Source organism: Pseudomonas sp. A39 (genome assembly GCF_058145955.1).
In genome coordinates this window covers 15,728-38,744 of the sequence record NZ_JBYVMD010000035.1, presented here as the reverse complement: position 1 = coordinate 38,744, position 23,017 = coordinate 15,728, and the positions used below count along the sequence as shown (strand labels likewise).

Annotated in this window: 19 protein-coding genes; 15 read left to right on the top strand and 4 right to left on the bottom strand. The window is 60.8% G+C overall.

The features are described 5' to 3' along the window. Positions 1-4: 4 nt before the first annotated feature. Genes AC3ZU9_RS23120 through AC3ZU9_RS23075 form a run of 10 tightly spaced genes read left to right on the top strand, consistent with a single transcriptional unit; the run spans position 5 to position 12,961 of the window. Positions 5-2,437, top strand: a complete 2,433-nt coding sequence (locus tag AC3ZU9_RS23120) for an AAA family ATPase (protein ID WP_490091398.1) — start codon at positions 5-7, stop codon at positions 2,435-2,437. Next, positions 2,434-3,966, top strand: coding sequence for a sigma-54 interaction domain-containing protein (locus AC3ZU9_RS23115; RefSeq protein WP_102060703.1), 1,533 nt, complete (start codon positions 2,434-2,436; stop codon positions 3,964-3,966). Before AC3ZU9_RS23120 ends, AC3ZU9_RS23115 begins: the two co-directional genes overlap by 4 nt. Before the next feature lie 42 nt (positions 3,967-4,008). Next, complete coding sequence (locus AC3ZU9_RS23110; RefSeq protein ID WP_080943345.1) at positions 4,009-4,140, top strand: type VI secretion protein; 132 nt, start codon at positions 4,009-4,011, stop codon at positions 4,138-4,140. Between the two features lie 16 nt (positions 4,141-4,156). Continuing rightward, complete coding sequence (gene tagH, locus AC3ZU9_RS23105) at positions 4,157-5,329, top strand: type VI secretion system-associated FHA domain protein TagH (RefSeq protein WP_102060702.1); 1,173 nt, start codon at positions 4,157-4,159, stop codon at positions 5,327-5,329. Positions 5,330-5,334: 5 nt separating this feature from the next. After that, a complete protein-coding gene (gene tssJ / locus AC3ZU9_RS23100; RefSeq protein ID WP_102060701.1) occupies positions 5,335-5,820 on the top strand; it encodes a type VI secretion system lipoprotein TssJ in 486 nt (161 codons plus the stop codon). A 1-nt stretch (position 5,821) separates the two neighbouring features. Continuing rightward, positions 5,822-7,150: a type VI secretion system baseplate subunit TssK gene (gene tssK / locus AC3ZU9_RS23095; protein ID WP_102060700.1), complete on the top strand. Its 1,329-nt coding sequence runs from the start codon at positions 5,822-5,824 to the stop codon at positions 7,148-7,150. Between the two features lie 5 nt (positions 7,151-7,155). Next, positions 7,156-8,019, top strand: coding sequence for a type IVB secretion system protein IcmH/DotU (gene icmH, locus AC3ZU9_RS23090; protein ID WP_102060699.1), 864 nt, complete (start codon positions 7,156-7,158; stop codon positions 8,017-8,019). A gap of 15 nt (positions 8,020-8,034) precedes the next feature. Beyond that, the gene (tssM, locus tag AC3ZU9_RS23085) at positions 8,035-11,409 is read left to right on the top strand and encodes a type VI secretion system membrane subunit TssM (RefSeq protein WP_102060698.1); all 3,375 of its coding nucleotides are present in this window, start codon (positions 8,035-8,037) and stop codon (positions 11,407-11,409) included. Next, on the top strand, positions 11,406-12,119 hold the full coding sequence (locus AC3ZU9_RS23080) for a PP2C family protein-serine/threonine phosphatase (RefSeq protein WP_490091397.1): 714 nt from the start codon (positions 11,406-11,408) through the stop codon (positions 12,117-12,119). The genes tssM and AC3ZU9_RS23080 overlap by 4 nt, the downstream gene beginning before the upstream one ends. After that, the gene (locus AC3ZU9_RS23075) at positions 12,116-12,961 is read left to right on the top strand and encodes a serine/threonine-protein kinase (RefSeq protein WP_102060696.1); all 846 of its coding nucleotides are present in this window, start codon (positions 12,116-12,118) and stop codon (positions 12,959-12,961) included. The genes AC3ZU9_RS23080 and AC3ZU9_RS23075 overlap by 4 nt, the downstream gene beginning before the upstream one ends. A gap of 4 nt (positions 12,962-12,965) precedes the next feature. On the opposite strand, the gene AC3ZU9_RS23070 is transcribed toward AC3ZU9_RS23075, so the two are convergent. Continuing rightward, positions 12,966-13,295 (bottom strand): DUF6388 family protein, encoded by a 330-nt coding sequence (locus tag AC3ZU9_RS23070; protein WP_012724689.1) that lies wholly within the window; start codon positions 13,293-13,295, stop codon positions 12,966-12,968. Between the two features lie 253 nt (positions 13,296-13,548). Here AC3ZU9_RS23070 and AC3ZU9_RS23065 point away from each other — a divergent pair, with 253 nt between their 5' ends. Next, positions 13,549-15,624: a PTS sugar transporter subunit IIC/EAL domain-containing protein gene (locus tag AC3ZU9_RS23065; RefSeq protein ID WP_046034768.1), complete on the top strand. Its 2,076-nt coding sequence runs from the start codon at positions 13,549-13,551 to the stop codon at positions 15,622-15,624. On the opposite strand, the gene AC3ZU9_RS23060 is transcribed toward AC3ZU9_RS23065, so the two are convergent. The 3 genes from AC3ZU9_RS23060 to AC3ZU9_RS23050 are packed head-to-tail and all read right to left on the bottom strand — an operon-like array spanning position 15,621 to position 18,895. Continuing rightward, the gene (locus tag AC3ZU9_RS23060; RefSeq protein ID WP_046034769.1) at positions 15,621-16,454 is read right to left on the bottom strand and encodes a metal-dependent hydrolase; all 834 of its coding nucleotides are present in this window, start codon (positions 16,452-16,454) and stop codon (positions 15,621-15,623) included. The two genes, AC3ZU9_RS23065 and AC3ZU9_RS23060, sit on opposite strands and share 4 nt — an antisense overlap. A gap of 15 nt (positions 16,455-16,469) precedes the next feature. After that, positions 16,470-17,360, bottom strand: coding sequence for an SDR family NAD(P)-dependent oxidoreductase (locus AC3ZU9_RS23055; protein WP_046034770.1), 891 nt, complete (start codon positions 17,358-17,360; stop codon positions 16,470-16,472). Next, entirely contained in the window at positions 17,357-18,895 is a 1,539-nt protein-coding gene (locus AC3ZU9_RS23050; RefSeq protein WP_093541776.1) for a flavin-containing monooxygenase, read from the bottom strand. Before AC3ZU9_RS23050 ends, AC3ZU9_RS23055 begins: the two co-directional genes overlap by 4 nt. 266 nt (positions 18,896-19,161) lie before the next feature. Between AC3ZU9_RS23050 and AC3ZU9_RS23045 the strand changes: the two genes are divergently transcribed. From AC3ZU9_RS23045 to praB, 4 genes are all read left to right on the top strand, one after another. Further along, positions 19,162-20,160, top strand: a complete 999-nt coding sequence (locus tag AC3ZU9_RS23045) for an alpha/beta fold hydrolase (RefSeq protein ID WP_046036950.1) — start codon at positions 19,162-19,164, stop codon at positions 20,158-20,160. A gap of 294 nt (positions 20,161-20,454) precedes the next feature. After that, complete coding sequence (locus AC3ZU9_RS23040) at positions 20,455-21,735, top strand: alkane 1-monooxygenase (RefSeq protein ID WP_490091396.1); 1,281 nt, start codon at positions 20,455-20,457, stop codon at positions 21,733-21,735. 132 nt (positions 21,736-21,867) lie between these two features. Continuing rightward, positions 21,868-22,362: an alkane oxidation protein activator PraA gene (praA, locus tag AC3ZU9_RS23035; RefSeq protein WP_093541782.1), complete on the top strand. Its 495-nt coding sequence runs from the start codon at positions 21,868-21,870 to the stop codon at positions 22,360-22,362. A gap of 132 nt (positions 22,363-22,494) precedes the next feature. Beyond that, positions 22,495-22,989, top strand: a complete 495-nt coding sequence (gene praB, locus AC3ZU9_RS23030) for an alkane oxidation protein activator PraB (protein ID WP_012724681.1) — start codon at positions 22,495-22,497, stop codon at positions 22,987-22,989. Positions 22,990-23,017 lie beyond the last annotated feature (28 nt).

Genomic DNA, 23,017 nt, shown 5'->3' with positions numbered 1-23,017 from the left:
CGTTATGATGAATGTGGACCTGCAACAACTGATCCAGACATTGACCCCCCGGGCCCGTCGAGACTTGGAGCGTTCGGCCGAACGCTGCGTGACGCGCGGCGGCAGGGAAGTGCTGGTGGAAGACCTGCTGTTGACCCTGCTGGAACATCACGATGGCCTTCTGGCAAGGGCACTGGCGGATGCGGGCCTCGACGCCGGAGAGCTACAAGCCACCCTGCAACCCAAGGGGGAGTCGAGTGCTTCGCGCAATCCGGTTTTTGCCCAGGCACTGGTGCGTTGGCTGCAACAGGCCTTGATGGTTGCTCATTTGGAGCTGCGACAGACTGAAATCGATCACGGCGCCCTGTTGCTGGCGTTGTTACGTCATCCGCTGGAGCATGCAGGCAGTGCCTATCAGGCGTTTTTGAACCGGTTGGATGTCGAGCGTGTGCACGGTTTCGTGTTGAGTCAGGTGGCGGCGACCGATCCTGCGCCTGAGGGCGAATCGCTGCTGGGGCGCTTCACCCATGACCTGACACGCCAGGCCCATGAAGGTCGTATCGACCCGGTGTTGTGTCGTGACGCTGAGATCAGCCAGTTGATCGACATCCTCATGCGCCGGCGCAAGAACAATCCAATACTGGTCGGTGAAGCTGGAGTCGGCAAGACCGCGGTTGTCGAAGGCTTCGCGCTGCGTGTTGCCAGCGCACAGGTGCCGGGCGCTCTCAAGGATGTCCGGGTGCTGACCTTGGACATGGGCCTGCTCCAGGCGGGTGCCAGCATCAAGGGTGAGTTCGAACGACGCCTCAAGGGTGTGATCGATGAGGTGAATGCCTCGGCAAAACCGGTGATCCTGTTTATCGACGAAGCGCATACGCTGGTAGGGGCGGGCGCCCAGGCGGGCACGTCGGATGCCGCCAACCTGCTCAAGCCCGCCCTGGCCCGTGGTGAGCTGCGCACCATCGCTGCCACCACCTGGACGGAATACAAGAAATACTTCGAAAAAGATCCGGCCTTGGCCCGGCGCTTCCAGCCTGTGCTGGTCGGTGAACCGAGTGTCGAGCAAGCGGTTTCGATACTGCGCGGGTTGGTTTCGGTGTATGAGCAAAGCCATGGCGTCTACGTGCGGGACGATGCGGTCGTCGCGGCGGCGCAGATGAGTGCCCGTTACCTGGCCGGGCGGCAGTTACCTGACAAAGCGGTGGATGTGCTCGACACCGCCTGCGCTCGCTTGCGTACCCGTCAAGAGATGGCGCCGGAAGCATTGCAGCGTCTGTACGCGGAACAGGTTGAAAGCGCGCGGCAGCTTCAGGCACTGAGTCGGGATCGCGACTCGGGGCATTCTGTGGATGAGCAGGTCCTGCACGCGCTGAACCAGCGCATGGAGGCGGTGGGCTGCGAATGCGAGCATCTGGAGCAACGCTGGCTTGAACAGCAAAAGACGGCGCAGCAGGTGTGTCCGCGCCTGGTGGCCCAGGTCATCAGTGCCTGGACAGGTATCCCGGTTGAACAACTGGCGCTCGAGCACAGTGAACGGGTCTTGGGCTTTGCCGATGCGCTGCGCTCGCGCATTCTCGGCCAGGAGCAGGCGGTACAAGCCCTGGACCGTTGCCTGCGCGCCGTCGCAGCTGGGCTCAACAAGGCCGAGGCCCCGGTCGGTGTGTTCCTGCTGGTCGGCCCAAGTGGTGTGGGCAAGACTGAAACTGCATTGGCGCTTGGCGACCTGTTGTATGGCGGTGAGCGGTTTGTCACCACCCTCAATATGTCGGAGTTCCAGGAAAAGCACTCGCTGTCTCGATTGATTGGCGCACCGCCCGGTTATGTCGGTTTTGGCGAGGGCGGCGTGCTGACAGAAGCCGTGCGCCAACGTCCGTATTCGGTGGTACTGCTCGATGAAGTCGAGAAGGCCGACCCGGAAGTGTTGAACCTGTTCTACCAGATTTTCGACAAGGGCCTGGCCAATGATGGGGAGGGCCGGGAAATCGACTTTCGCAACACGCTGATCCTGATGACGTCCAACCTGGGCAGCGAGTGCATCGGCCGTTTATGCGCTGGCGACCAGCGACCTGATGTGCACGTGCTGCAAGAGGCGATCCACCCGTTGTTGCGCGGTCACTTCAAGCCTGCGTTGTTGGCGCGGATGCGTGTGGTGCCGTATTACCCGGTCACGGGTGAGATTCTGCATGACTTGGCCAGGCTCAAGCTGGAGCGTCTGGGCCAGCGCTTGCATCTGCGCAAACTGGCCTTCAGCTATACGCCGGAGCTGGTTGCACACATGGCCGAGCGGTGTACCCACGGTGACAGCGGTGCTCGTTACATCGATCAATGGATCGAACTCCATTTGTTGCCGCAAGTGGTGGATAGGCTGCTGGAGGCCATGGCTCAAGGTGAACCCCTGTCACAGGTGCATGCCCGCGTCCAGGGTAATGGCCATCCCATCTGTGAGTTCAGCCAATGAGGGATAGCCGGCTCACTCAGATCCCTCATCCTTTGGCCTGCGCCGATGTGCTGCTCGGCTGGTTTATCCGCCTGGGCATCGAGGGCGACGAAGCCACTTTGCCCAGTCTCTGTGTCGCTGCGGTGGCGCAACTGAGCCAGTGCGAACTCAGCCAATTGTACTGGCGCAATGAGTCCACCGGTCGGCTCGAACTGATCGCCCAGCATTTGCCCGGCGTGTTATGCCCCAGTGACCCGGCCTGCACCCGGGACTTTCAGCATGAGCAAGTGTTGCAGTACGTGCTCAGCCATCAAAGCGCCCTTAGCCTGGAAGATCTAACGGGCAGCGTTTACGAATACGGGTTCCTGCCGGCGATGGCGACACCTTGGCAAGCGTTGTCATGCGTGCCGTTGTTCAATCGAGGCAAAGCCATCAACGGCGTGTTGGTGTGTGCCAGCCAGCGCCGGAAAAACTGGCCGGACCACACCGCCTCCTTGAGCCAACTGGGCAGTTTTACCTTGATGCAACTGGCGTTGCTGCGGTGTAAGCGTTCCGCAGAGGGTGTCGCTCCAACCCATGACGGCACACCATCCCCCGGTGCTGCGTTTGGGTTGATTGGCAGCAGCAAGGCTATGGATGAGACGTATCGCTTGATCGGTAAGGTGCTGAATACGCCCTATACCGTATTGCTGCGGGGCGAGACGGGTACAGGCAAGGAGGTGGTCGCACGAGAGATCCATTCTGCGGGGCCGCGCAAGCGCAAAGCGTTCGTGGTGCAGAACTGCGCGGCATTTCCCGAAGGGCTATTGGAAAGTGAGTTGTTTGGCTACCGCAAAGGTGCATTCACGGGGGCGGAGCGCAACCACACGGGGCTATTTGACACTGCGCATGGTGGCACGCTGCTCCTGGACGAAATCGGCGATATGCCACTGTCGCTGCAGGCCAAGTTGCTGCGGGTTTTGCAGGAAGGAGAAGTACGCCCACTGGGGGCCAGTGAAGCCCACAAGGTCGATGTGCGCATCATCGCCGCGACCCACCGTGACCTCGCCGCAATGGTGGCCCAAGGCAGTTTTCGCGAGGACCTTTACTACAGGCTTGCGCAATTTCCTATCGAGCTGCCGCCGTTGCGTGAGCGCGACGGCGATGTGTTGCTGTTGGCGCGCGAATTTGCACACAAGGCGTCTACTGCGCTTGGGCGTGCGCCGGTGGGGTGGTCCAGTGCAGCTCTGGATCAACTCTCCAGTCACGCCTTTCCCGGCAATGTCCGTGAACTCAAATGCCTGGTGGAGCGTGCGGTACTGCTGTGTGATGACGGCGTGATCCTGCCGGCCCACCTGTCGTTGTCTGCACCCGCGACCAGTGAGTCAGTCGACGCGACGTTGCGCCAACGCCTGGAGCGCGTCGAGCGCGTAGTCCTGATCGATTGCCTGCACAAGAATCGTGGCAATCGCACCCGTACCGCACGTGAGTTGGGCGTCGCACGCCGCACGCTGCTCTACCGCCTGGCGCGTCTGAAGATTCCCGTCGGTGATGCCCGTGAGGAGTGTTGAACGGGCGACGTGTGGGCACCTTACTTTCATGGGAGATACCTGATGTCTTTTCATCCGTGGCGAGCCGTGGTGCTTGCGTTGTGTTTGTTGAGCGGCTGTAACGCCAATTATGTCTTTGATGATGCCGACTACCGTCCATTGGGTGACCCCCAGGCGACCCGTCGTGGGCAGTGAGCAGGGGAGCGCTGCCATGCAATTAGTGTTTGAAGTCTGCAGTACCGCAAGCGGTGTGCTGCCTGTCGGTAAAACGTTTGATCGTATTGGCGGCGTGATCGGCCGTGGGTCGGGGTGTGACTGGATCATCCCTGATGCCAATCGCTTGATTTCCAGTCACCACGGCTTGGTCAGTTACCGGGAAGGCCGTTACTTTCTGACGGACATCAGCAGCAACGGCATCGGCGTGTCAGGCAGCATGGAGCGTCTGTGCAAGGGCCAGGCACGGCTCATCAGTAACGGTGATGTGTACCAACTGGGGGTGCTGGATATCCGTGCCCGCCTGGTGATGGATGCCCGGCAGACGTTTGCGCGGGATGACATGATTCCAGACGATGCGTTCCTGGGGCTTGACCCTGTCCACGCATTGGATCGCGAGCAACGGCGTGGCGATTCATCAGCAGAACTGGACGCCTTGGACACATCAGCGCCGGCGCTGATCCAAGCGCTTTGTCAGGGGCGCGTGGACCGCGATCATTTGGTCGTACCGACATGGGCTGAACCGGTCAAGGACGTCCTATCTCCCGAACCCGTTACCGCTGCATCGGGTGCTTCGCAAGCATTCTGGGCGCAGTTCGCGCAAGCATTGGGCATGCCTATGGACACGCTTGATACACCGGGTCGTGAAGGCCTGGCGATCAAGGTGGCGGGCTTGCTCAGGCAAACCGTCGAAGGGTTGCAGCAAAACCTGAGAACTTGCCACGAGCTCAACAGCGAGATCAACGGGACGCTGGTTGTCCCGGTCCTCAATACCCGTAACCCGTTGAACGATGCTGCCGACACCCAGTCAGCCCTGACGTCGCTGCTGGATGCTTGCGCGCCGGACCAACGCGCTGCCGAGCACGCGGTTGCCCAGACCTGTCGGGACCTGCAAGTTCATCAACTGGCCTTGGTCGTGGCCTGCCGAGCCACCGTACGTGCCGCATTGGCGGCCTTTGCGCCTGGTCACCTGCTGTGTTGCTTCGAGCGCGAGGGCAGGCCAGCCAAGTTGTTTACCGATGGCGCCCATTGGCGGGCGTATCAACGCCACTATCGACGGCTGATGGACGACGATCCCTTGGGCGAGCAGTTGTTACGCAATGATTTTTCCAAAGCCTACGAGGAGCAGGTGCGCCTGGTCTCCACCCTGCACGCCGGGTACCCAGGATGATGCTCATGTATAGAGTCGCTGTTACATCCACGTTGTTAGCGCTGGGCCTGCTGGCGGGTTGCAGCACGCTTTCACCGTTCTCGACCCTGACCAAGCTGGACCTGACGTTGACGGCCAGCGAGGAGGTCAACCCCGATCTTCACGGCCGTCCCTCGCCTGTCGTGGTGCGCCTGCTTGAGCTACGGCACCCGGTGGCTTTTGAAAACGCCGACTTCTTCAGCCTCTACGACCGGGCCGAGCAGACACTGTCCAAGGATTGGCTCAGCAGCGAGGAATGGGAGCTGCGTCCCGGCGAACAGCTGGCGCTCAAACTCAGTGTCGAACCCCGTGGCCGTTATGTCGGGGTGCTGGCGGCCTATCGCGATTTGCCCCATGTGCAATGGCGGCTGGTAGTGCCTGTGGCCCCGAGCCAACTGACCCGTGCCGACCTTGTGCTGGACCAGGCGGGTATCCGGATGGCGGCGCCTCAAACCGACACGGCGGAGCATTGAGATGCAGATCCATAACGTTATCTGGCAGGAAGGCATGCTGCTGAGGCCCCAGCACTTGCAGCACAATGATCGCTACTACCATCGGCAACTCAACCGCAGTCGCCTGTTGAGCAGTGATGCCTGGGGCTTCCTGACCTTGGACGTCGATGTGCAATACCTCAACCTGGGCAAGGTCGTGGTCAACCAGGCCAGTGGCGTATTGCCGGATGGCAGTCTGTTCGAACTGAGCGGCGCCATGGAACCCCTGGTGTTGCAGGTACCTGCCAACGCCGGCAGGCAAGCCGTGTACCTCGCGCTGCCCCTGGCGACGGGCAATCAGGTTGAAGTGCGCAGACAGGAGCAAGGCGATGTGCTGGCACGTTATGTCGCCTGTGAAACGGAGATCGGAGACTCCAATGCCGGCGTGGATTCCCGTTGCCAGATCAACTGTGCACGTCCGGATTTACGCCTGATGCTGGGGGAGCAACCGAGTGATCCTTACTACGTGAAACTCCAGGTCGCCCAGGTCCTGGATTCGACCCATGAAGGCGGCGTGACGCTGGACGTGGATTTTGTGCCGACGTTCATCTATCTCCAGGGCTCGGGGTATGTGTCGTCATGCATCAAGGAAGTGATCAGCCTGCTGGCCACCCGTGGCGATGCGATAGCCGCACGCATCCAGGGTTCCGGCGCGTCGGCGGGGGCGCAGGTCGGCGACTTTCTGATGCTGCAATTGATCAATCGTGCGGAATTGATATTGCGTCATTACCTGGGCCAGGCCCAGGTCCGTCCGGAAGCGTTATATCGGGAGTTGCTGGCGATTCTTGGTGAGCTGTCGACGTTCGCCAATGACAACAAACGTGCGCAATTGGCGACGCACTACCGGCATGGTGATCAAGGGGCGAGCTTTCGCGGGCTGATGGAAGGCCTTCGCACGGTGCTGTCGCTGGTCCTGGAACAGCATGCCATTGAGCTGACGCTGCAGCAGCGCCAGTACGGAGTGCTGGTCTGCCCAGTCAGCGATCTCAAATTACTCGGCGCGGCCACGTTTATTTTGGCGGCCACCGCCCAGTGCGATTCGGAGGAGCTGCGCCATCGCCTGCCGGCCCATCTCAAGATCGGCCCCGTGGAACGCATCCGTGAACTGGTGAACCTGCACCTCGCAGGCATCAAGGTCAAGCCGCTGCCGGTAGCGCCGCGTCAGATCCCGTTCCACGCCGGCAAGACCTATTTCATGCTCGAGCTCAGTCCACGGGACATCACGCAGCTGGAGCAATCCGGTGGTTTCGCCTTCCACGCCAGCGGCGAGTTCGCCGAGCTGGAACTCAACTTCTGGGCTATCAGGAACTGAACACCATGACTATGGACAGTGAATACCCGCAGGATGAAAAAACCGTGCTGCTTGACCGTGAAGGGCTGGGCCCGGTGCGGGGCGCCGTCACGGACTACCCGTCGCCGCCTCGCTTCGAGCAGTTGGAAGACCGCATGATCTATACCGCCCACCTGCAGGGCGCACCGCCATTCAAGATGGGGTCGAATATTGTGTTGGCAGCCGCCTGGGAGCTCTTGTTGCAGGTTGTTCAGCTCAAGGCCGGTCCTGGTCGGGAAAGCCTGCAGGCACTCAATGACCAGCTGTCATCGGGCGTCAACGCGTTTGAGGCGCGTGCCTTGCACCAGGGCGTAGAGAACAGTCAGGTGATGTCGGCGCGTTATGTGCTGTGCAGTGTCATTGATGAGGCTGTGGTCACGACGTCTTGGGGCAGTCGTAGCGACTGGTCGAAGACCAGTCTGCTGAGCCGCTTCCATAACGAAACTTTCGGCGGTGAAAAATTTTTCCAACTGCTGGAGCGATTGTCCCGCGACCCCGTCAAGCATGTGGCCATGCTGGAGCTTATGTACGTGTGCCTGTCGTTGGGTTTCGAAGGTAAATATCGCGTCATGGAGCGGGGGCGGGTGCAGCTTGAAACCCTGCACGATGCGGTGTACCGCCAGATCAGGCATGTGCGCGGTGATCGGCTGCCGGTATGCATTTCGCCGGAAACCGGTAGGGCCTCTCAGGCGCGGATTCGCCTTGTCTCCACCACCTGGGTCGTCATCTGTGTAGTGGCCTGTTTGCTCGCGATGTATTCAGGGTTCGCCTGGATGTTGGGCCAGGAGCGCATGACGGCGCTGCAACCTTTTCAATCTTCGGTGTCAGTCCCGTCTCGGACGCCCTTGTAACGCTGGGAGCTAGGTATGAACGCATTCTTCAAGGGCGCGGGCGCGGTGCTGCGCAAGAGTTGGGTCTGGAGCCTGTTACTGGTGCTCTCGAGTACGCTGTTGGTGTGGTTTTTGGGGCCTTTGCTGGCGGTGGATGACTACCGTTTCTGGCAAAGCCCGACCTCCCGTTTGCTGACCATCTGCGGGTTGTTGCTGCTGTGGGGGCTGGCGATGGTCGTGGTGGGCGCACGCCGCTCCGCTCGGGCCGATCAGCCTGAACACCTCGACCGTCATCAGCGGCAGGCGTTGGTCAACAACGAAATAAGCCACGTACGGGGGCGTTTCAAGGAGGCCCTGCTGACGTTGAAGACCTCTCGTCGCTACGGTGAGCACCGTCAGGGCTGGCGCAATGAACTGCCCTGGTACCTGTTGATTGGCGAGCGGAGCAGCGGCAAGACCTCGTTGTTGGCCGCCAGTGGCCTGCAGGCTCCGCTCGATCGGACCGAAGCGGCGTTCCCAAGTACTGCGGCTTACTGTGACTGGTATTTTGCCGACGAAGCCGTGATGGTCGAGATGGCCGGCCGCTACCTGGACCAGCCTGACCCCGCGGTAGATGGGGCGGGATGGTCGACATTGCTGGGCCTGCTCAAGGCGTGGCGCAGAACACGGCCGCTCAATGGCGTGGTGGTGACGCTGTGCGTCGACACGCTTTTGCGCAGCAGTGAACACGACCTGGAGCTTCACGCGCGTCACGTGCGTACCCGCTTGCAGGATATCCAGCAGACACTGAATGTGGATGTGCCGGTTTACCTGGTATTGACCCAGGCTGATCGGCTGGCTGGGTTTGCCGAGTTCTTTGATGCGCTGCAGGGCGACAGCACCGAAGATGTGCTGGGTGAGCGTCTGGTTGCAGGCCCGGCCGGCACTGATATTGAACAGGTACGCGAAGCATTCGAAGCCCTGCTGCAACGCCTGGGAGCCGAGTTGATCCCGCGCTTGCACCAGGAGCGAAACCTTGAGCGCCGTGGCCGGATGCTGGATTTTCCTCGGCAGGTTGCACGCCTCGGCGACTGTCTGTGCGTGTTTATCGAGGCTGCGTTTTCCGCCCATCGCCATCAGCGTATCAACGGTTTGCGAGGGTTCTACCTGACCGGTGCGAAGAGCGGCGATGTACGTCCCCATTTTGTCCAGGGCCTGTTCAATCGCGTGGTTTTCGCGCAGGCCGATCTTGCCGGGTTGCATACGCCGGAGCGTCGGCGCCTACGTCGACGCCATGGGTTATTGGCGCTGGCCGCATCTGTCGTGATCGCCGCGGCGGGGGCGCTGTGGCTGCACAGTTACTCGTTCAACCATCAGCGACTGGTGCAGCTTCAGGCGTTGACCCAACCCGAGTCCGCCATTCGCCCCGGTTCGGACCCGAGCCAGACGTTGCTGGCGCTGCTGGACAGTCGCTTGGCGGCGACAGCCGTATTTCCGCTGCCGGCGCAGGTGCGGTGGGTTGATCGGGCGGGCTTGTATCAAGGGGATGTCAGTCGTCCACCATTGACTAGTGCCTATGAACACGCTTTGCATCAACAATTGCTGCCCTACGTGACCACATTACTTGGAGAACAGGTGCGAGCGAGCCTGGGAGACCGTGAACGGCTGCTGGACAGCCTGCGCGCCTACCTGATGCTCAACCTGCCCGAACGACGTGATGCCAGTTGGCTGGCGGAGCAGGTGGCTGGGCAGTGGGCTACCGGGTACGCGGGGGAAGTTGCGGCGCATAAACGCCTGGCCGGACACTTTGCTCGGCTTCTTGAGCAAGGGTTCCAGGCGCCGTTGAACGATGAACTGGTCGCCCAGGCTCGCCTGGCGTTACGGGGTGAGTCACTGGCAGAGGTGGTCTACCGTGCACTGCGGGAGCAAGCCCGGAACCTGGAGCCTTACCGCCTGGCCGAAGGCCCCGCATTTTCCAGGGTTGAGCGACCCATCCCGGGTTTCTACACAAAAAAATACCTGCAGTTTTTCGAAACGCAGGGCCCTCAGTGGGTCAATGCCATTGCCCAGGACAACTGGGTGCTGGGGGAAGCTACCGACCTGAGTGTCATGGACTTACGCAAACTCATGCTGGAGCTGGAACAGCGCTATTTCAGCGAATACGCCGATGCCTGGAGTGATGCCCTGGGGCGAATCAGGCTGTTGGAAAGTGACAGTCTGAGACGCGGCACGGAGCAGCTTGCGAGCCTTACATCCGCTCAGTCGGCGTTGGTGCAGCTGTTGCAGCAGGTGCGTGAAAACACACGACTGATGCCGCTTCACGAACAACTGGGTACGGTGAGCCAACAGGTCGCAGAGTCAAGCGAGAAGGTATCCGGCGCGCTGGCCAAGGCGTTACCGCGCCAAGCGTTGCCCGATAATGCCCGGCGCGCGTTGCAACGCCGCTTCGAGCCTCTGCATCAGTTGCTCGATGAAGAGCAGAACCCCGGGGTCGAGTTGACGCAGGCATTGCGCCTGCTCGATGAGCTGTACCTGCAATTGTCGACACTGAGCCGGGACAGTTCACCGGAGCAGGCCGCGTTCAAGCTGGCCAGGCAGCGGATGGATGGGCAGCAGCCGCTATTGGGCAACCTGCGTGATGCGGCAGCGCGCTTGCCGCAACCACTCAGTGGGTGGTTCGAAGGTATTGCCGAGCAAAGCTGGCGCCACCTGCTTGATAACGCCTATGGGTACGTGAATCAGCGTTATCAAAGCGAGGTGTACGGCTTTTATACGAAGGCGATCCAACACCGCTACCCGTTCAACGCCCATGCTGGCAGCGATGTCGCCCTGGACGATTTCCAGGCGTTCTTCAAACCGAAGGGGGCCATGGAGCGTTTTTATGACGGTTATCTGCGGCCGTTTGTCAGTGTCGAGGGCACCCGCTATCGCTTGCGCGCCCTGGAGGGGCGCAGCTTGCCGATGTCACGTTCGTTGCTGGACCAACTGACCAGGGCCCAGACCATTCGCCAAGGTTTTTTCAACGAGGAGCGGGGTGATTGGGCCGTCAGGTTTACGCTGGCGCCCTATAGCCTGGATCAAGCCGTCAGCCGGGCAACGTTGCAGGTGGGCAGTCAGCAGTTGGAGTACCGGCATGGCCCGATCGTGCCGATGGTGTTCCATTGGCCGAACGCGTCCGGAAATGGGCGCACCAGCCTAGTGCTGGAACGCGGCGCCGAGCGGCCATTGGGCATCGAAAAAGACAGTGGCACCTGGTCGTTGTTCCGGTTCTTCGAGCTGATGCAAAGCGAGCCTGCCAGCGGCAGGGACGCGCAGATACTCAAGGCCGACCTGGCTGGCCTCCGTGCTAATTACCTGCTCACCAGCCAGGGTAACCCCAGCCCTTTCCAGATCGCGACATGGCGCACCTTCCGCCTGCCGGAGCAATTGTGAACCGGGCGCTGCGTTGGCGAAGTGCAGGGCGCACGGCGCAAGGCAAGGGCCGTGCGCGCAACGAGGATGCATGGCTTGATTGCCCGCAACGCGGGTGTTGGGCGGTCGCCGATGGCATGGGCGGCCATCGTGCCGGGAATGTGGCCAGTCAACGGGTGGTCAGCAGTCTTGCCGCACTGCCAGCCCATGGGGGCTTCGAGCAACGGATCGACGCGGTGCGACGCTGCTTGCGCGAACTCGACAGCCAATTGCAAGCCGCCGATGGCCTGGCGGGCATCATGGGCAGTACGGTGGTTGTACTGTTACTTGAACACGACCGTGCAGCCTGTATCTGGGCAGGTGACAGTCGATGCTACCTCTGGCGCAGTCAGTGCCTGTATCAACTGTCGCGCGACCACTCTTTGCAGCAGCAACTGATGGATAAGCAGCAACTGAGCCTGGAACGCGCTCGGGCTCATCCGGACGCCAGGGCCCTCACACGCGCCATTGGTGCCCGACAGCCACTGAGCCTCGAGATACTGGAGTTCTGTGCCCATCCAGGGGATGTGTTTTTACTCTGCAGTGATGGCCTGTATCAGGGGCTCAGCCACAGTGAGCTGGGGAGCGCCATGAGTGCGGGTACGCCGCGCAAGGTGGTGGAGCGCTTGTTCAGCGACGCGTTGCGGGCGGCGGCGAAAGATGACCTGACCGCCGTGGTGGTCCAGCCATGAACGCAGCAGCGGGCCCGCCGAGCCTGCTTGCGGGCCGCTATCAGCTTGAACGGATCCTCGGTTCAGGTGGGATGGGCGTGGTGTATCGCGCCCGGGACCTGCTGCATGAAGCGTTCGGCGAGCCGGACTGCCGTGTGGCGCTGAAGCTGTTGGGCGAGACACTCTCCGCGTGCACCGATGCGCATTTATTGTTGTACAGCGAGTTCGCCCTGACCCGCAGCCTGCGCCATGACCACGTGGTGCGCGCATTTTCTTTCGAGGTAGACACGGCCCACCAAGTGGCATTCTTCACCATGGAAGTGATGCCCGGCCTGACCCTCGACCGCATGCTCCCGGAACGCCCGCAAGGCCTGCCGTGGCAGGAGCTGCAACCGATGGCCGTGCAATTGCTGGATGCGCTGGCTTACACGCATCGGCAAGGCGTCCTGCATGGCGATGTGAAACCGGCGAATATCATGGTGGGGGAGCAGGGGGTGCGCTTGTTTGATTTTGGCCTGGGCCATGCCGAGGCGCAGGCAGGGGTTGGTTTACCGGGTTTGAGCCGCAGTCGCTTGAATGCCTGGACGCCTGCGTATGCGGCACCGGAGCTGATGGCCGGAGGGTTGCCGTCAGCCAGCGCGGACCTGTATGGGGTTGCGTGTGTGTTGTATGAGCTGGCCGAGGGACGGCGTCCCGGCGAGCGCCAACGCAATCAGCGGTTGCCGAGACCTCGGCAACTGCCCAGGCATTGCTGGCCAACGTTGTGCGCCGCACTGGCGATGGACCCGGAGCAGCGAAGGGTATGTGTCGCCGAGTTGCGCGAAGTCCTGGGCGGCAGGCGACGTCGCTGGTTCCTGGGGTAACGCGTCAATCGGCCAGGTCATGCAGTTGGCAGTATTCGACCCAACTCAGGCCGGCCATCTGCGCCACTTCCTTATGCACCTCAAGGCGCTGGGCTTCAAAGGCTTCGCCGGATTCGGCGGTCAGTTTGAGGGTTAACTCCCAGGCAAACAGGCCCTGGCGCTCGGCTTCCGCTTCGAAGGCTTCATGCAGCCGTTCGGCACGGTATTGCGCCAGGGTTTCGCCCTTGGCCTGGGCGGCCAGCGGGTTCAGGGTGTTAAGTTCAGTGGCGACATCGGGATGTTCGTCGAGGAATCTGTCCAGCGCGAGCTGATGGTTATCACCGGGTTGTGACAAGGGCTTACTCCAAACAAAGGCAACGGTAGGGTGACACTCGGATAATGCCCATTGAAGCAGATTCGGACATTGGCCCAGGTCGGAACATTCAATTATTTGGAAAAAACACGGAATTGCCTGTCATCCAATACGGAAAAATCACTTAGATGCGTGGCAAAAGGCTTTCGCTCATCGTGCCTGGACGTGTAGCGTTAGCCCGGTGTTTCCGGCCCTGCCTTCCAAGGACAGTGGGCGATGGGCAGAGGGATGGGTCATGGCGCAAACGCTGTTCAAACTTTTCTTCACCCAGCGCCTGGCCGCCCTGGCCGGCACCGAGTCGCTGCGGGCGATTCGCGAAGGGCTGTTGTGGATCCTGCCGTGCCTGCTGGTGTCGGCGGGCTTTCTGATCTTGTCTGAATCTGCCCGCGTGCTGGGCTTCGACCCGCATTGGGTGACGTTCCTGGCCGGGCTGCACAACCAGATCAGTTCCGTGATCCCGCTGCTGGTAGCCGCTTCGATTGGTTATATGCTGGCGATCCAGCATCGACTCCCACAGCTGCCCGTCGCGTTCCTGTGCCTGGCCCATGTGGTGGTTGCGACGTTTATCCTGCGTGACTACCCCCGGGCCTCAGCCACCTTCGTGCTGTTCATTGCGATTGCCTCGCCGCTGCTGAATGTGCCGGCCATTGCCTGGCTGCACCGTTATCGCTGGACTCGGCTGGTCAACGAAGAGCTGGTAGGGCACAACCTGCGGGGCACCATCAATATGGTCGTGCCGGGCGTCATCACCGCCTTGGCGTTGGTGAGCGTGCTGTCCTTGCTGCTGCAAATCCCTTATGTGGCACAGCTCCAAGGGCCCCAGGTACTCGATGCCCTGGAGTCGCCGTACGGCAGCGGTTTGTTTGTGACCTTGATGAATTCACTTCTGTGGTTTTTCGGAATCCACGGCGTGTACGCCATGCAGCCGCTGTTCAATGTGCTGGATCAGGCGGTGGTGCTGAACAGCGCTGCACTGGCGGCGGGTGAGCCGATCAAGTATGTGTTGAACGGCGGTCTGTTGGGCAGCTTTGCGTTTATCGGTGGCTCGGGCGGCGCATTGTGCCTGTTGCTGGCGATCCTGCTGTTCTCCAAGAGCCAGTCCATGCGCCTGTTGGCGGTGGCGAGTTTGCCGCTCTCACTGTTCAATGTCAGTGAAGTACTGTTGTTTGGTTTGCCGATCATCCTTAATCCGCGTTTGTTCATACCTTTTCTGATCGTACCCGCGTTGAACGCCATGCTGGCGTTGACGGTGGTGCAGATGGGGTGGGTGTCGCCGGCGGTGGTCAGCGTGCCGTTTACGGCGCCGGTGCTGCTCAATGCCTATCTGAGCACCCACGGTGATTGGGTGGCGGTGGCCCTGCAGGTGGCGTTGCTGGGGCTGGGCACGCTGGTGTATGCGCCGTATGTGCGCGCGATCCACCGCCAGGCCACCGAAGGGGGCACGGTGTACCTCAAGTCCCTGGACATGACCTTCCGTGGCCTTGAGGAAAAGGGCCGTCTGCGCGAGCTGGACCCGGTGCTCGCGTCCCACAAGACCCTGGCGCGCCAGGCCAATGAACTGAGCCGCATCCAGCAGATCAGCGACTACGAGTTCTATCTTGAATTCCAGCCACAGGTCTCGACCCGCACTGGCTTGTGCACCGGCTGTGAAGCACTGATGCGTGCCCGTGATGCCGACGGAAAAGTGCATTCGCCGTGGGAGTTCCTGCAGTGGCTGGCCCAGGCGCATTTGATGCCGGATGTGGATGTATGGGTGGCATCCCAGGCGGTTCGCCAGTACCAGAAGTGGCAGAAACTCGGTTTCAGCTTACCGATGACCATCAATATTTCCAGTGCGACCCTGACCGACGCCGCCTATGGCGAACGCCTGGTGGACATTCTCGCCCAGGCCCGCGGGCAGGTCTCAGTAGAAATCACCGAAGATGCGCTGGTGAGTGATATCCAGGTCACACGCCAGACCATTCAGAAGCTGCAAGCCATCGGTGCCAAGGTCTATATCGATGATTTCGGCACCGGGTTCTCGGCCCTGAGTTACCTGCACCAATTTCCCGTGGACTTCATCAAGATCGACCGTAGCTTTGTGGTGGCGCAGCATGACCCCAAGGGCGCCCAGGTCATGACCGGCATGCTGCGCTTCTGTGAGGCGTTGAATCTGGGCGTGGTGGTGGAAGGGGTGGAGACGGCCGAGCAGCTGGCCTTCCTGAATACGGGTGCCGATTTGATTATTCAAGGCTGGTATTTCAGCAAGGCGCTGCCGGACGATCAGTTGCAAGGCTTTGTGCGTGAGCGCGAGGCCCTGGCGCAGGGCTAGTAACCGCGCCGGACCTGCTCGATGTCCTCGACCAGCGCGTCGATACCGGCCAGGCGCGCACGGTTGTCGTGGTCCCAGGGGTGGAAGCCGGGTTTGAAGTAGTGCAGCCACGGCACCAGCATGCGTGGGAAGACTCCCTTGGGCCCATACAGAAACTTCAGCATGCGCCAGAAGCCTTTCAGGTGCCCGCCCGACTTGCGGTCGGCAATCAGCAGGCGCACGTGGAAGTCGAACACCACCAGCCAGAATAACAACGTGGTGAACAGCATGGTCCCGGTGCGCAGCAAGTAGCGCTTGGGGCCGGGCTTGATCACGCTGTTCCAGACGTCGAACGCCACCGCCTTGTGTTCGGTTTCCTCCAAGGCGTGCCAGTACCACATCTGTTGGTAGCCCTTGAGTGAGTCGCCGAAGCGCGACGGGTCGCTCAACAGGATTTCGGCAAGCATCGCCGTGTAGTGTTCAAGGGCAATGGTCACCGCGAGGTTGAAGGACGCCGGCAAGTGTTTTTTCTGCAGGTCGAGGATGAACTTCAGGCGCCGGTCGAGGGCGTGCGCGGGCAGCCCCGCGGCTTGCAGCAGGTCGTTGTAGGCCACGTGCTCGCGGCTGTGCATGGCTTCCTGGCCGATAAAACCCTGGATCTCTTTCTTCAGCTCAGGGTCGTCGATGCGCTGGCGGTAGTGGCGCACGCTGTCCATGAAAAACAGCTCGCCCTGCGGAAACAGCAGCGACAGGGCATTGAAGAAATGCGTGATGAACGGGCCTTGCTCGTGCCAGTCCTTGATGCGTTCGGCAGGCAGGGCGAAATGGATGTCACGGCGGATCGGCAACATGCTGCGTGCTCCTGTTCAGAGACGGGACTCGTCGTTGGTTTCAAACACCCGCGTGCGGGGCTTCGGGGCCATGCGCCTGCTGGCGAACACCACCAAGGCTTGATAGGCCGCCGGCAGGCAACGGGCGAGCAGGTCGAGGAAATAGGCGTCGCGGCCGATCAGCACGCGACGTTTGTTTTTACGTACGCCGTGCAGGATCACCTTGGCGGCCTGGTCGGCGTCGGTAATGAAGAGCTTTTCGAAGTCGGCGCGGGCCTGCTGTTCGCTGTGGATCAGGAAGCCGGTCATGTTCGCGTCGATACGGCTGCTGCGGCAGATATCGGTGCGAATGCCGCCGGGGTGCACGCAGGTGGCCGAGACACCGCAGCGTTGCATGTCCAACTCCTGGCGCAGGGATTCGGTGAAGCCGCGCACGGCGAACTTGGTCGCGTTGTAGCCGCTCATGCCAGGCTGGGCGAACAGGCCGAACACGCTGGAGGTGTTGATCACGTGGCCCTCGCCGCCGGCTTTCAAATACGGCAGGAATGCCTTGGTGCCGTGCACCACGCCCCAGAAGTTGATGCCGACGATCCATTCCAGGTCGGCGTAGTCCACGCCCTCGACAGTGCTCGACAGGGCAACCCCGGCATTGTTGAACACCAGGTTGACCTTGCCGTGGTCGGCCATGCAGCGCGCGGCCCAATCCTCCATGGCCTGGCGGTCGGACACATCGAGCACCTGGGTAGTGATCAATACGGGCGCCAGGGTTGAGGTCTTGATCAGCGCCAAGGTCTGCTCCAGCCCCTGGCTGTTTTTGTCGGCCAGCGCCAGGTGGCAACCTTCCCGCGCCAGGGCCAATGCCAGCGCTCGGCCCATGCCGGATGCCGCACCGGTAATCGCGGCTACGCGGTCGTTGAATGATTTCATGACAGGCTCCCTTCAGGCGTGGAGTGGGGCGTCGCCAGGGGGCGGTTGGGCGCGTCGCCCGGTTGCCGGTTGGCGACATAATCCTTGAGCGCAAACTGCCGGGTGACCTGCTTGAAACGCCAGGTCGAGCCGGGCCATAGGGTGGTGTTCTTGCCGGTGCGCGGGTCGAGGTACCAGCTTTGGCAACCGCCGGTGCTCCAGATGGTGCGTTTGAGCTTGGCTTGCAACTGCTGGTTGTAGGCGCTCTCCACGCCGGCTTTGACGTCCACTGTGGCGATGCCGTGCCGTTGCATGCGCTGGAGGGCGTCGAGGATGTAGGTCACCTGGGCTTCGATCATCAGGATCATCGAGTTATGCCCCAGGCCGGTGTTGGGCCCGATGATCAGGAACAGGTTGGGATAGCCGGGCACCGTCGTGCCTTTGTAGGCGTGCGCGCCGTCTTGCCAGGTGTCCATCAAGTCCACGCCGCCGCGCCCGATGATGCAGTCGCGGGGCAGGGGATCGGTGGCCTGGAAGCCGGTGCCGAAGATCAGGCAGTCCGCCGGATGCTTGATACCGTCGGCGGTGATTACGCCGTCGGCCTCGATGCGCAGCACGCGCTCGGTGACCACCTCGACATTGCTGCGCGACAGCGCGGGGTAGTAGTCATTGGAAATCAGCACGCGCTTGCAGCCGATGGTGTAGTCCGGGGTCAGGGTCTTGCGCAGGGACGGGCGAGCCACTTGTTTGTGCAGGTGGCGCAGGGCGATTTTCTGCACCATTTTCATCAGCCGTGGGTGTAAGGCAAAGCCGACGACACGGCCTTCCAGTGCCCAGTAAAAAGCGCCGCGTACCAGGCGTTGGGTAAAGGGCAGGTGCTTGAACAGCCAGCGTTCAAAAGGTGAGATCGCCCGGTCGGGTTTGGGCATGATCCACGGTGGGGTGCGTTGGAACAGGTCCAGATGGGCCACGTGCGGCGCGATCTTCGGCACGAACTGAATGGCACTGGCACCGGTGCCGATCACCGCGACGCGTTTGCCCTTCAAGGCATAGTCATGGTCCCACTGTTGGGAATGAAAGCGCTTGCCCTTGAAGCTGTCGAGACCTGGAATGTCCGGCAACGCCGGGCGCGACAGACCGCCCATGCCCGACACCAGCACCCGCGCACTGACCTGGCGGCCATCGCTGAAGCTCAGTTGCCAGCGTTGCTGGGGCTCATCGAACACCGCGCGCTCGAGGCCCATGCCAAAACGCAGGTAGGGCGCCAACCCGAAGCGCGTGGCGCATTGCTCCAGGTAAGCACGGATTTCCGCTTGCGGCGCGAACTGCCGTGTCCAGTCCGGGTTGGGCGCAAACGAAAACGAATACACATGGGACTGCACGTCGCAGGCGCAGCCGGGGTAGTGGTTGTCCCGCCACGTGCCGCCGAGGGTGTCGGCCTGCTCGGCAATAAAGAAGTCGGTGAACCCGGCTTCCTTGAGCTTGATCGCCATGCAGAGCCCGGCAAAGCCTGAGCCGATGATGGCGATGTCGATTGAATCACTCTGGGCATTCATAAGCATTCCTTCGTGGGCATCGGGGTGCTCCTTTTCTTGTTGTGTCTTTTAGATAGAACACCATTGCAAAGAAAAATTGAATTACTTATTTTAAAAAAGATTTTAAATAATCTACCTGAAAATATCGCCTACGCTAGTCCCAGGTTCCTCATGTGCGACTTGTCCGACGGACAGGCACGACGTTCGGGTCCAGGGTGTGGACGATGGCTGAGGCCTTGATCAATACCGGTCGGGTCGCCAGCAGCGGGGATGCAGAGGACCGAGCTATGGCTGTTGAATGGGTTATCGCGGCGGCTGTGTTGATAGGCGCGAGCGCCGTTTTATGGGGGTTCAGCGTCTGGATGACGCGGCGCATTGAAGCCGCCGTTCCGAACAATGGGCGTTTTGTGGAGGTCGACGGCGAGCGCTTTCATTATTACGAGGAAGGCAAAGGCCGTCCGTTGGTGATGATTCATGGGCTGATGGGCAGCAGTCGCAACCTGACCTATGCCTTGTCCGGGCAATTGCGTGAGCACTTTCGCGTGATCACCCTCGACCGACCGGGGTCGGGCTATTCCACGCGCCATACAGGCACCGCCGCCGACCTGCCGGCCCAGGCGCGGCAAGTGGCAGCCTTTATTCACACCCTGGGCCTGGATAAACCGCTGGTGCTGGGGCATTCCCTCGGTGGCGCGATTTCCCTGGCGCTGGCCCTTGACCATCCTCACACGGTATCCGGGCTGGTGCTGGTGGCGCCATTGACCCATCCGCAACCCACCTTACCCTTGGTGTTCTGGTCGTTGGCCGTGCGACCGGCCTGGCTGCGGCGGTGGGTGTCCTACACGCTGACTGTGCCCATGGGGCTGTTGACGCGCCGTGCGGTGGTCAAGGGGGTGTTCGCACCGGACAGTGCCCCTGAGGACTTCGCCACCCGCGGCGGCGGGCTGCTGGGCATGCGTCCCGAGAACTTCTATGCCGCGTCCAGCGAGATAGCGCTGGTCAACGACGAGCTGCCGGACATGGTCAAGCGCTACCCGCAACTGACGCTGCCCATCAGCCTGATCTATGGCGCACGCGATAAGGTCCTGGACTTTCGTAAACACGGCCAGGCCCTGGCCGACAAGGTCCCGGGCCTGAAGCTGCAGGTCGTGGAAGGGCGCGGGCATATGCTGCCGATTACCGCCACCGAGAGGGTGGTGGAGGCGGTGCACCAGTTGGCCAAGCGTGCGCGGCCGCTGGAAACAGCCGAGATCCTGCATCCGCCGTTTGCCTTGGCAAACAAATAATCGTGGCCTTCATTGCGGGTTGTACGGTCCGAAATGCTTGCGCTAGAGACCTGACCAAACGGCTGAAAAAGAGACTGCATGGTCACGTAGGAAAGGCCTCGAAAAAATAGTTGACGACCTATCGATTCCGCGCTATTTATTTAAAAAAATATTTCAATGTTTGTTTTGAAATGATTTTTGAAATGCCTAAGAGCGAATAAAAATGAAAAAAACGTCTTTTATCGCATGGTTGATTCCCCGGAGCATTCAGTGCTCCCTGAACCTGCTTTCCGCTGCCCTGCCACGGAGGCTGCCATGAATCAGACACTGGCAGCCCCAAGCATATGGACCGACGGCAAGCGTCATTTGTGGTGGCTGGGCATCATGCCCCTGGCCACTCCATTGCTCTCGGGTGCCCTGGCCATCACCACCGGTATCCAATCCCTCTGGTGGGTCGGTGTGCTGGTGATCTTCGGCTTGATCCCGCTGATCGACGGCCTGCTCGGTGAAGACGTGAGCAACCCGCCCGAATCCGCCGTCGGCCACCTTGAGTCCCAACGCTACTACCGTTGGATCGTCTACACCGGCGTGCTGTTCGTCATCTCCTCTGTGGTGATCACCGGCTGGCTCGCCGCCGGCGGTATCGACTGGATCATCCAGGGTGGCCTGTTGCAGGCTACCGCTAACCTGGAACCGTCCAGCTGGCTGTCCCACGTCGCCAGTTACATCACCGCCCGCACGCAGCTGCATGGCGAACCGAGCTGGTTCACCTACCTGGGCATGGCGATGTCGACCGGTGCCGCCACCGGCATCGCGATCAACACCGCCCACGAACTGGGTCACAAACCCAATGCGCTGGAAGTGTTTCTCGCCAAGGTCACGCTGGCCCCGACCTTCTACGGGCACTTCTACACCGAACACAATCGTGGCCATCACGTGCGCGTCGCCACGCCGGAAGACCCGGCCAGCTCGCGCCTCGGGGAGAGCTTCTGGGCCTTCCTGCCACGTTCGGTATGGTTCAGTGCCCGTTCGGCGTGGAACCTGGAGCGTGAACGCCTGCGTAAACTCGGCCTGCCGGCGTGGCACTGGCAGAACGGCGTGCTCAGCGCGTGGATGTACAGCGTGGTGCTGTGGGGGGCGATGATCGCCTGGCTGGGGGTGGCCGTGATTCCGTTCCTGATTATCCAGGGCATCTACGGTTTCTCGCTGTTGGAGGTCGTCAACTATGTCGAACATTACGGGCTTAAACGCCAGAAGTTACCCAATGGTCGTTATGAGCGGTGTTCGCCACGGCATTCGTGGAACAGTAATCGCATTGTTACCAATATCTTCCTGTTCCAGTTACAGCGTCACTCTGATCACCATGCTAACCCGACCCGTAGTTATCAGTCGTTGCGCCATTTTGATGAGTCTCCGCAACTTCCTTACGGTTACGCAAGTATGATTGTCTGGGCGTACGTGCCTTACTTGTGGCGCCGTCGCATGGACCATCGAGTGCTGAATCATTACGGCGGGGATATCACCCTGGCGAATCTTCAGCCGTCACAGCGGTTGAAGTATTTGGAGAAGTACAGCAACAGCGCCACACCGTTCTAAGTTTAAGTAACACGTTGTTTGCGTACTCGGGCTTGTATTCCGTGCAGGTTTCTGTCGCCCGAGGTTTTCCAGGTCAGTGGCAAGAAAGTTGTTTGACCCGAACAAAAATAATTAAAGGGAAGGACGTACACCATGCAAGCACCTGCCAAGTTCACCACCCATATCGTATTGGCCGCGCTGGGCCTGATCGCCTATCACCAGGCCCAGGCTGCGCGCATCGAACCCGCCGGCAGCGCCTTTACGGCCCAAGGCCCTATCAGTTTTTCCAAAGGCGCGCTGATCAGCGCCGATTGCACCATCAAGGTGGCGGGCAACGTCGCGGCGGATGGTACTTCGGTGAATGTCGACACCGTCGAATTCGAGGGCGGCCTCAAGTGCAGCCGGGTCGAAGCGATCAACTTGCCCTGGGTATTAGTCGCCAAAGACACCAAAAGTGGCTCCATGTCGAAGATCAGCGTGGACGTGCACGCGTTTGGCCTGGGCGGCAAGTGCGGGCCCTCTACCGCCAACGGCACGTGGGACAACGCCACCGGCAAGTTAGAAGCCGCGAATGTCCCGATCGGCGAAGACTGCAAGATCAAGACGGTGTCGATCAAAATGCCGCCGAACTTCAAGGTTGTTGAATAAGCGTCGAATGCGACTGCGGTAATTGAATTGAAATTTGGCTGGAAAGGGAAGTTCTGCAGTTTCACCGTGACCTCTCGTTCATGGCCATTACCCCTGGCGAAATGACTTCGCCATAACATGTGAGGAAAAACAATGAAAAGCTTGAAAACCCTCGTGTCGTTGACTGCTTTGACTGTTTGCATGGGTGCTGCTTCGATGGCGAATGCCTATAGCATCAGTCCTGTCAGCACAAGCTTCACCGCGCCGGGCACTATCTCGGTGAAGTCGCCATCATCCTTCCAGGCCACCGTGAACTGTGGCGCCACCTTTACCGGAAACGTCGATGCGACCGGTGTTGCCAAGATCACGGGCGTCGCGGTCACCGGTGGCGGCCTTTGTGCGCTGCCTAAGATTACCGGTTTGCCTTGGACGTTGACTGCCACCGGCCCTGCTGTCGGGTCGGTTACAAATGTCGGGTACACCATTGCCGCTTCGATTCTGTACCCAGCCTCCAACTGCGGCCCTTCCACCATCGCTGTGGGCTACAGCGGTGGTGTGCTGACCGCTGCCAACCAGACCCTAAGCGGCAGCTGCACCGTGGTGAGCCTGAGCGTTACCCCAAGCCCTGCGCTGACTATCGTGCCTTGAGGAAAGCGTAAGAACGAAGGGCTGATCA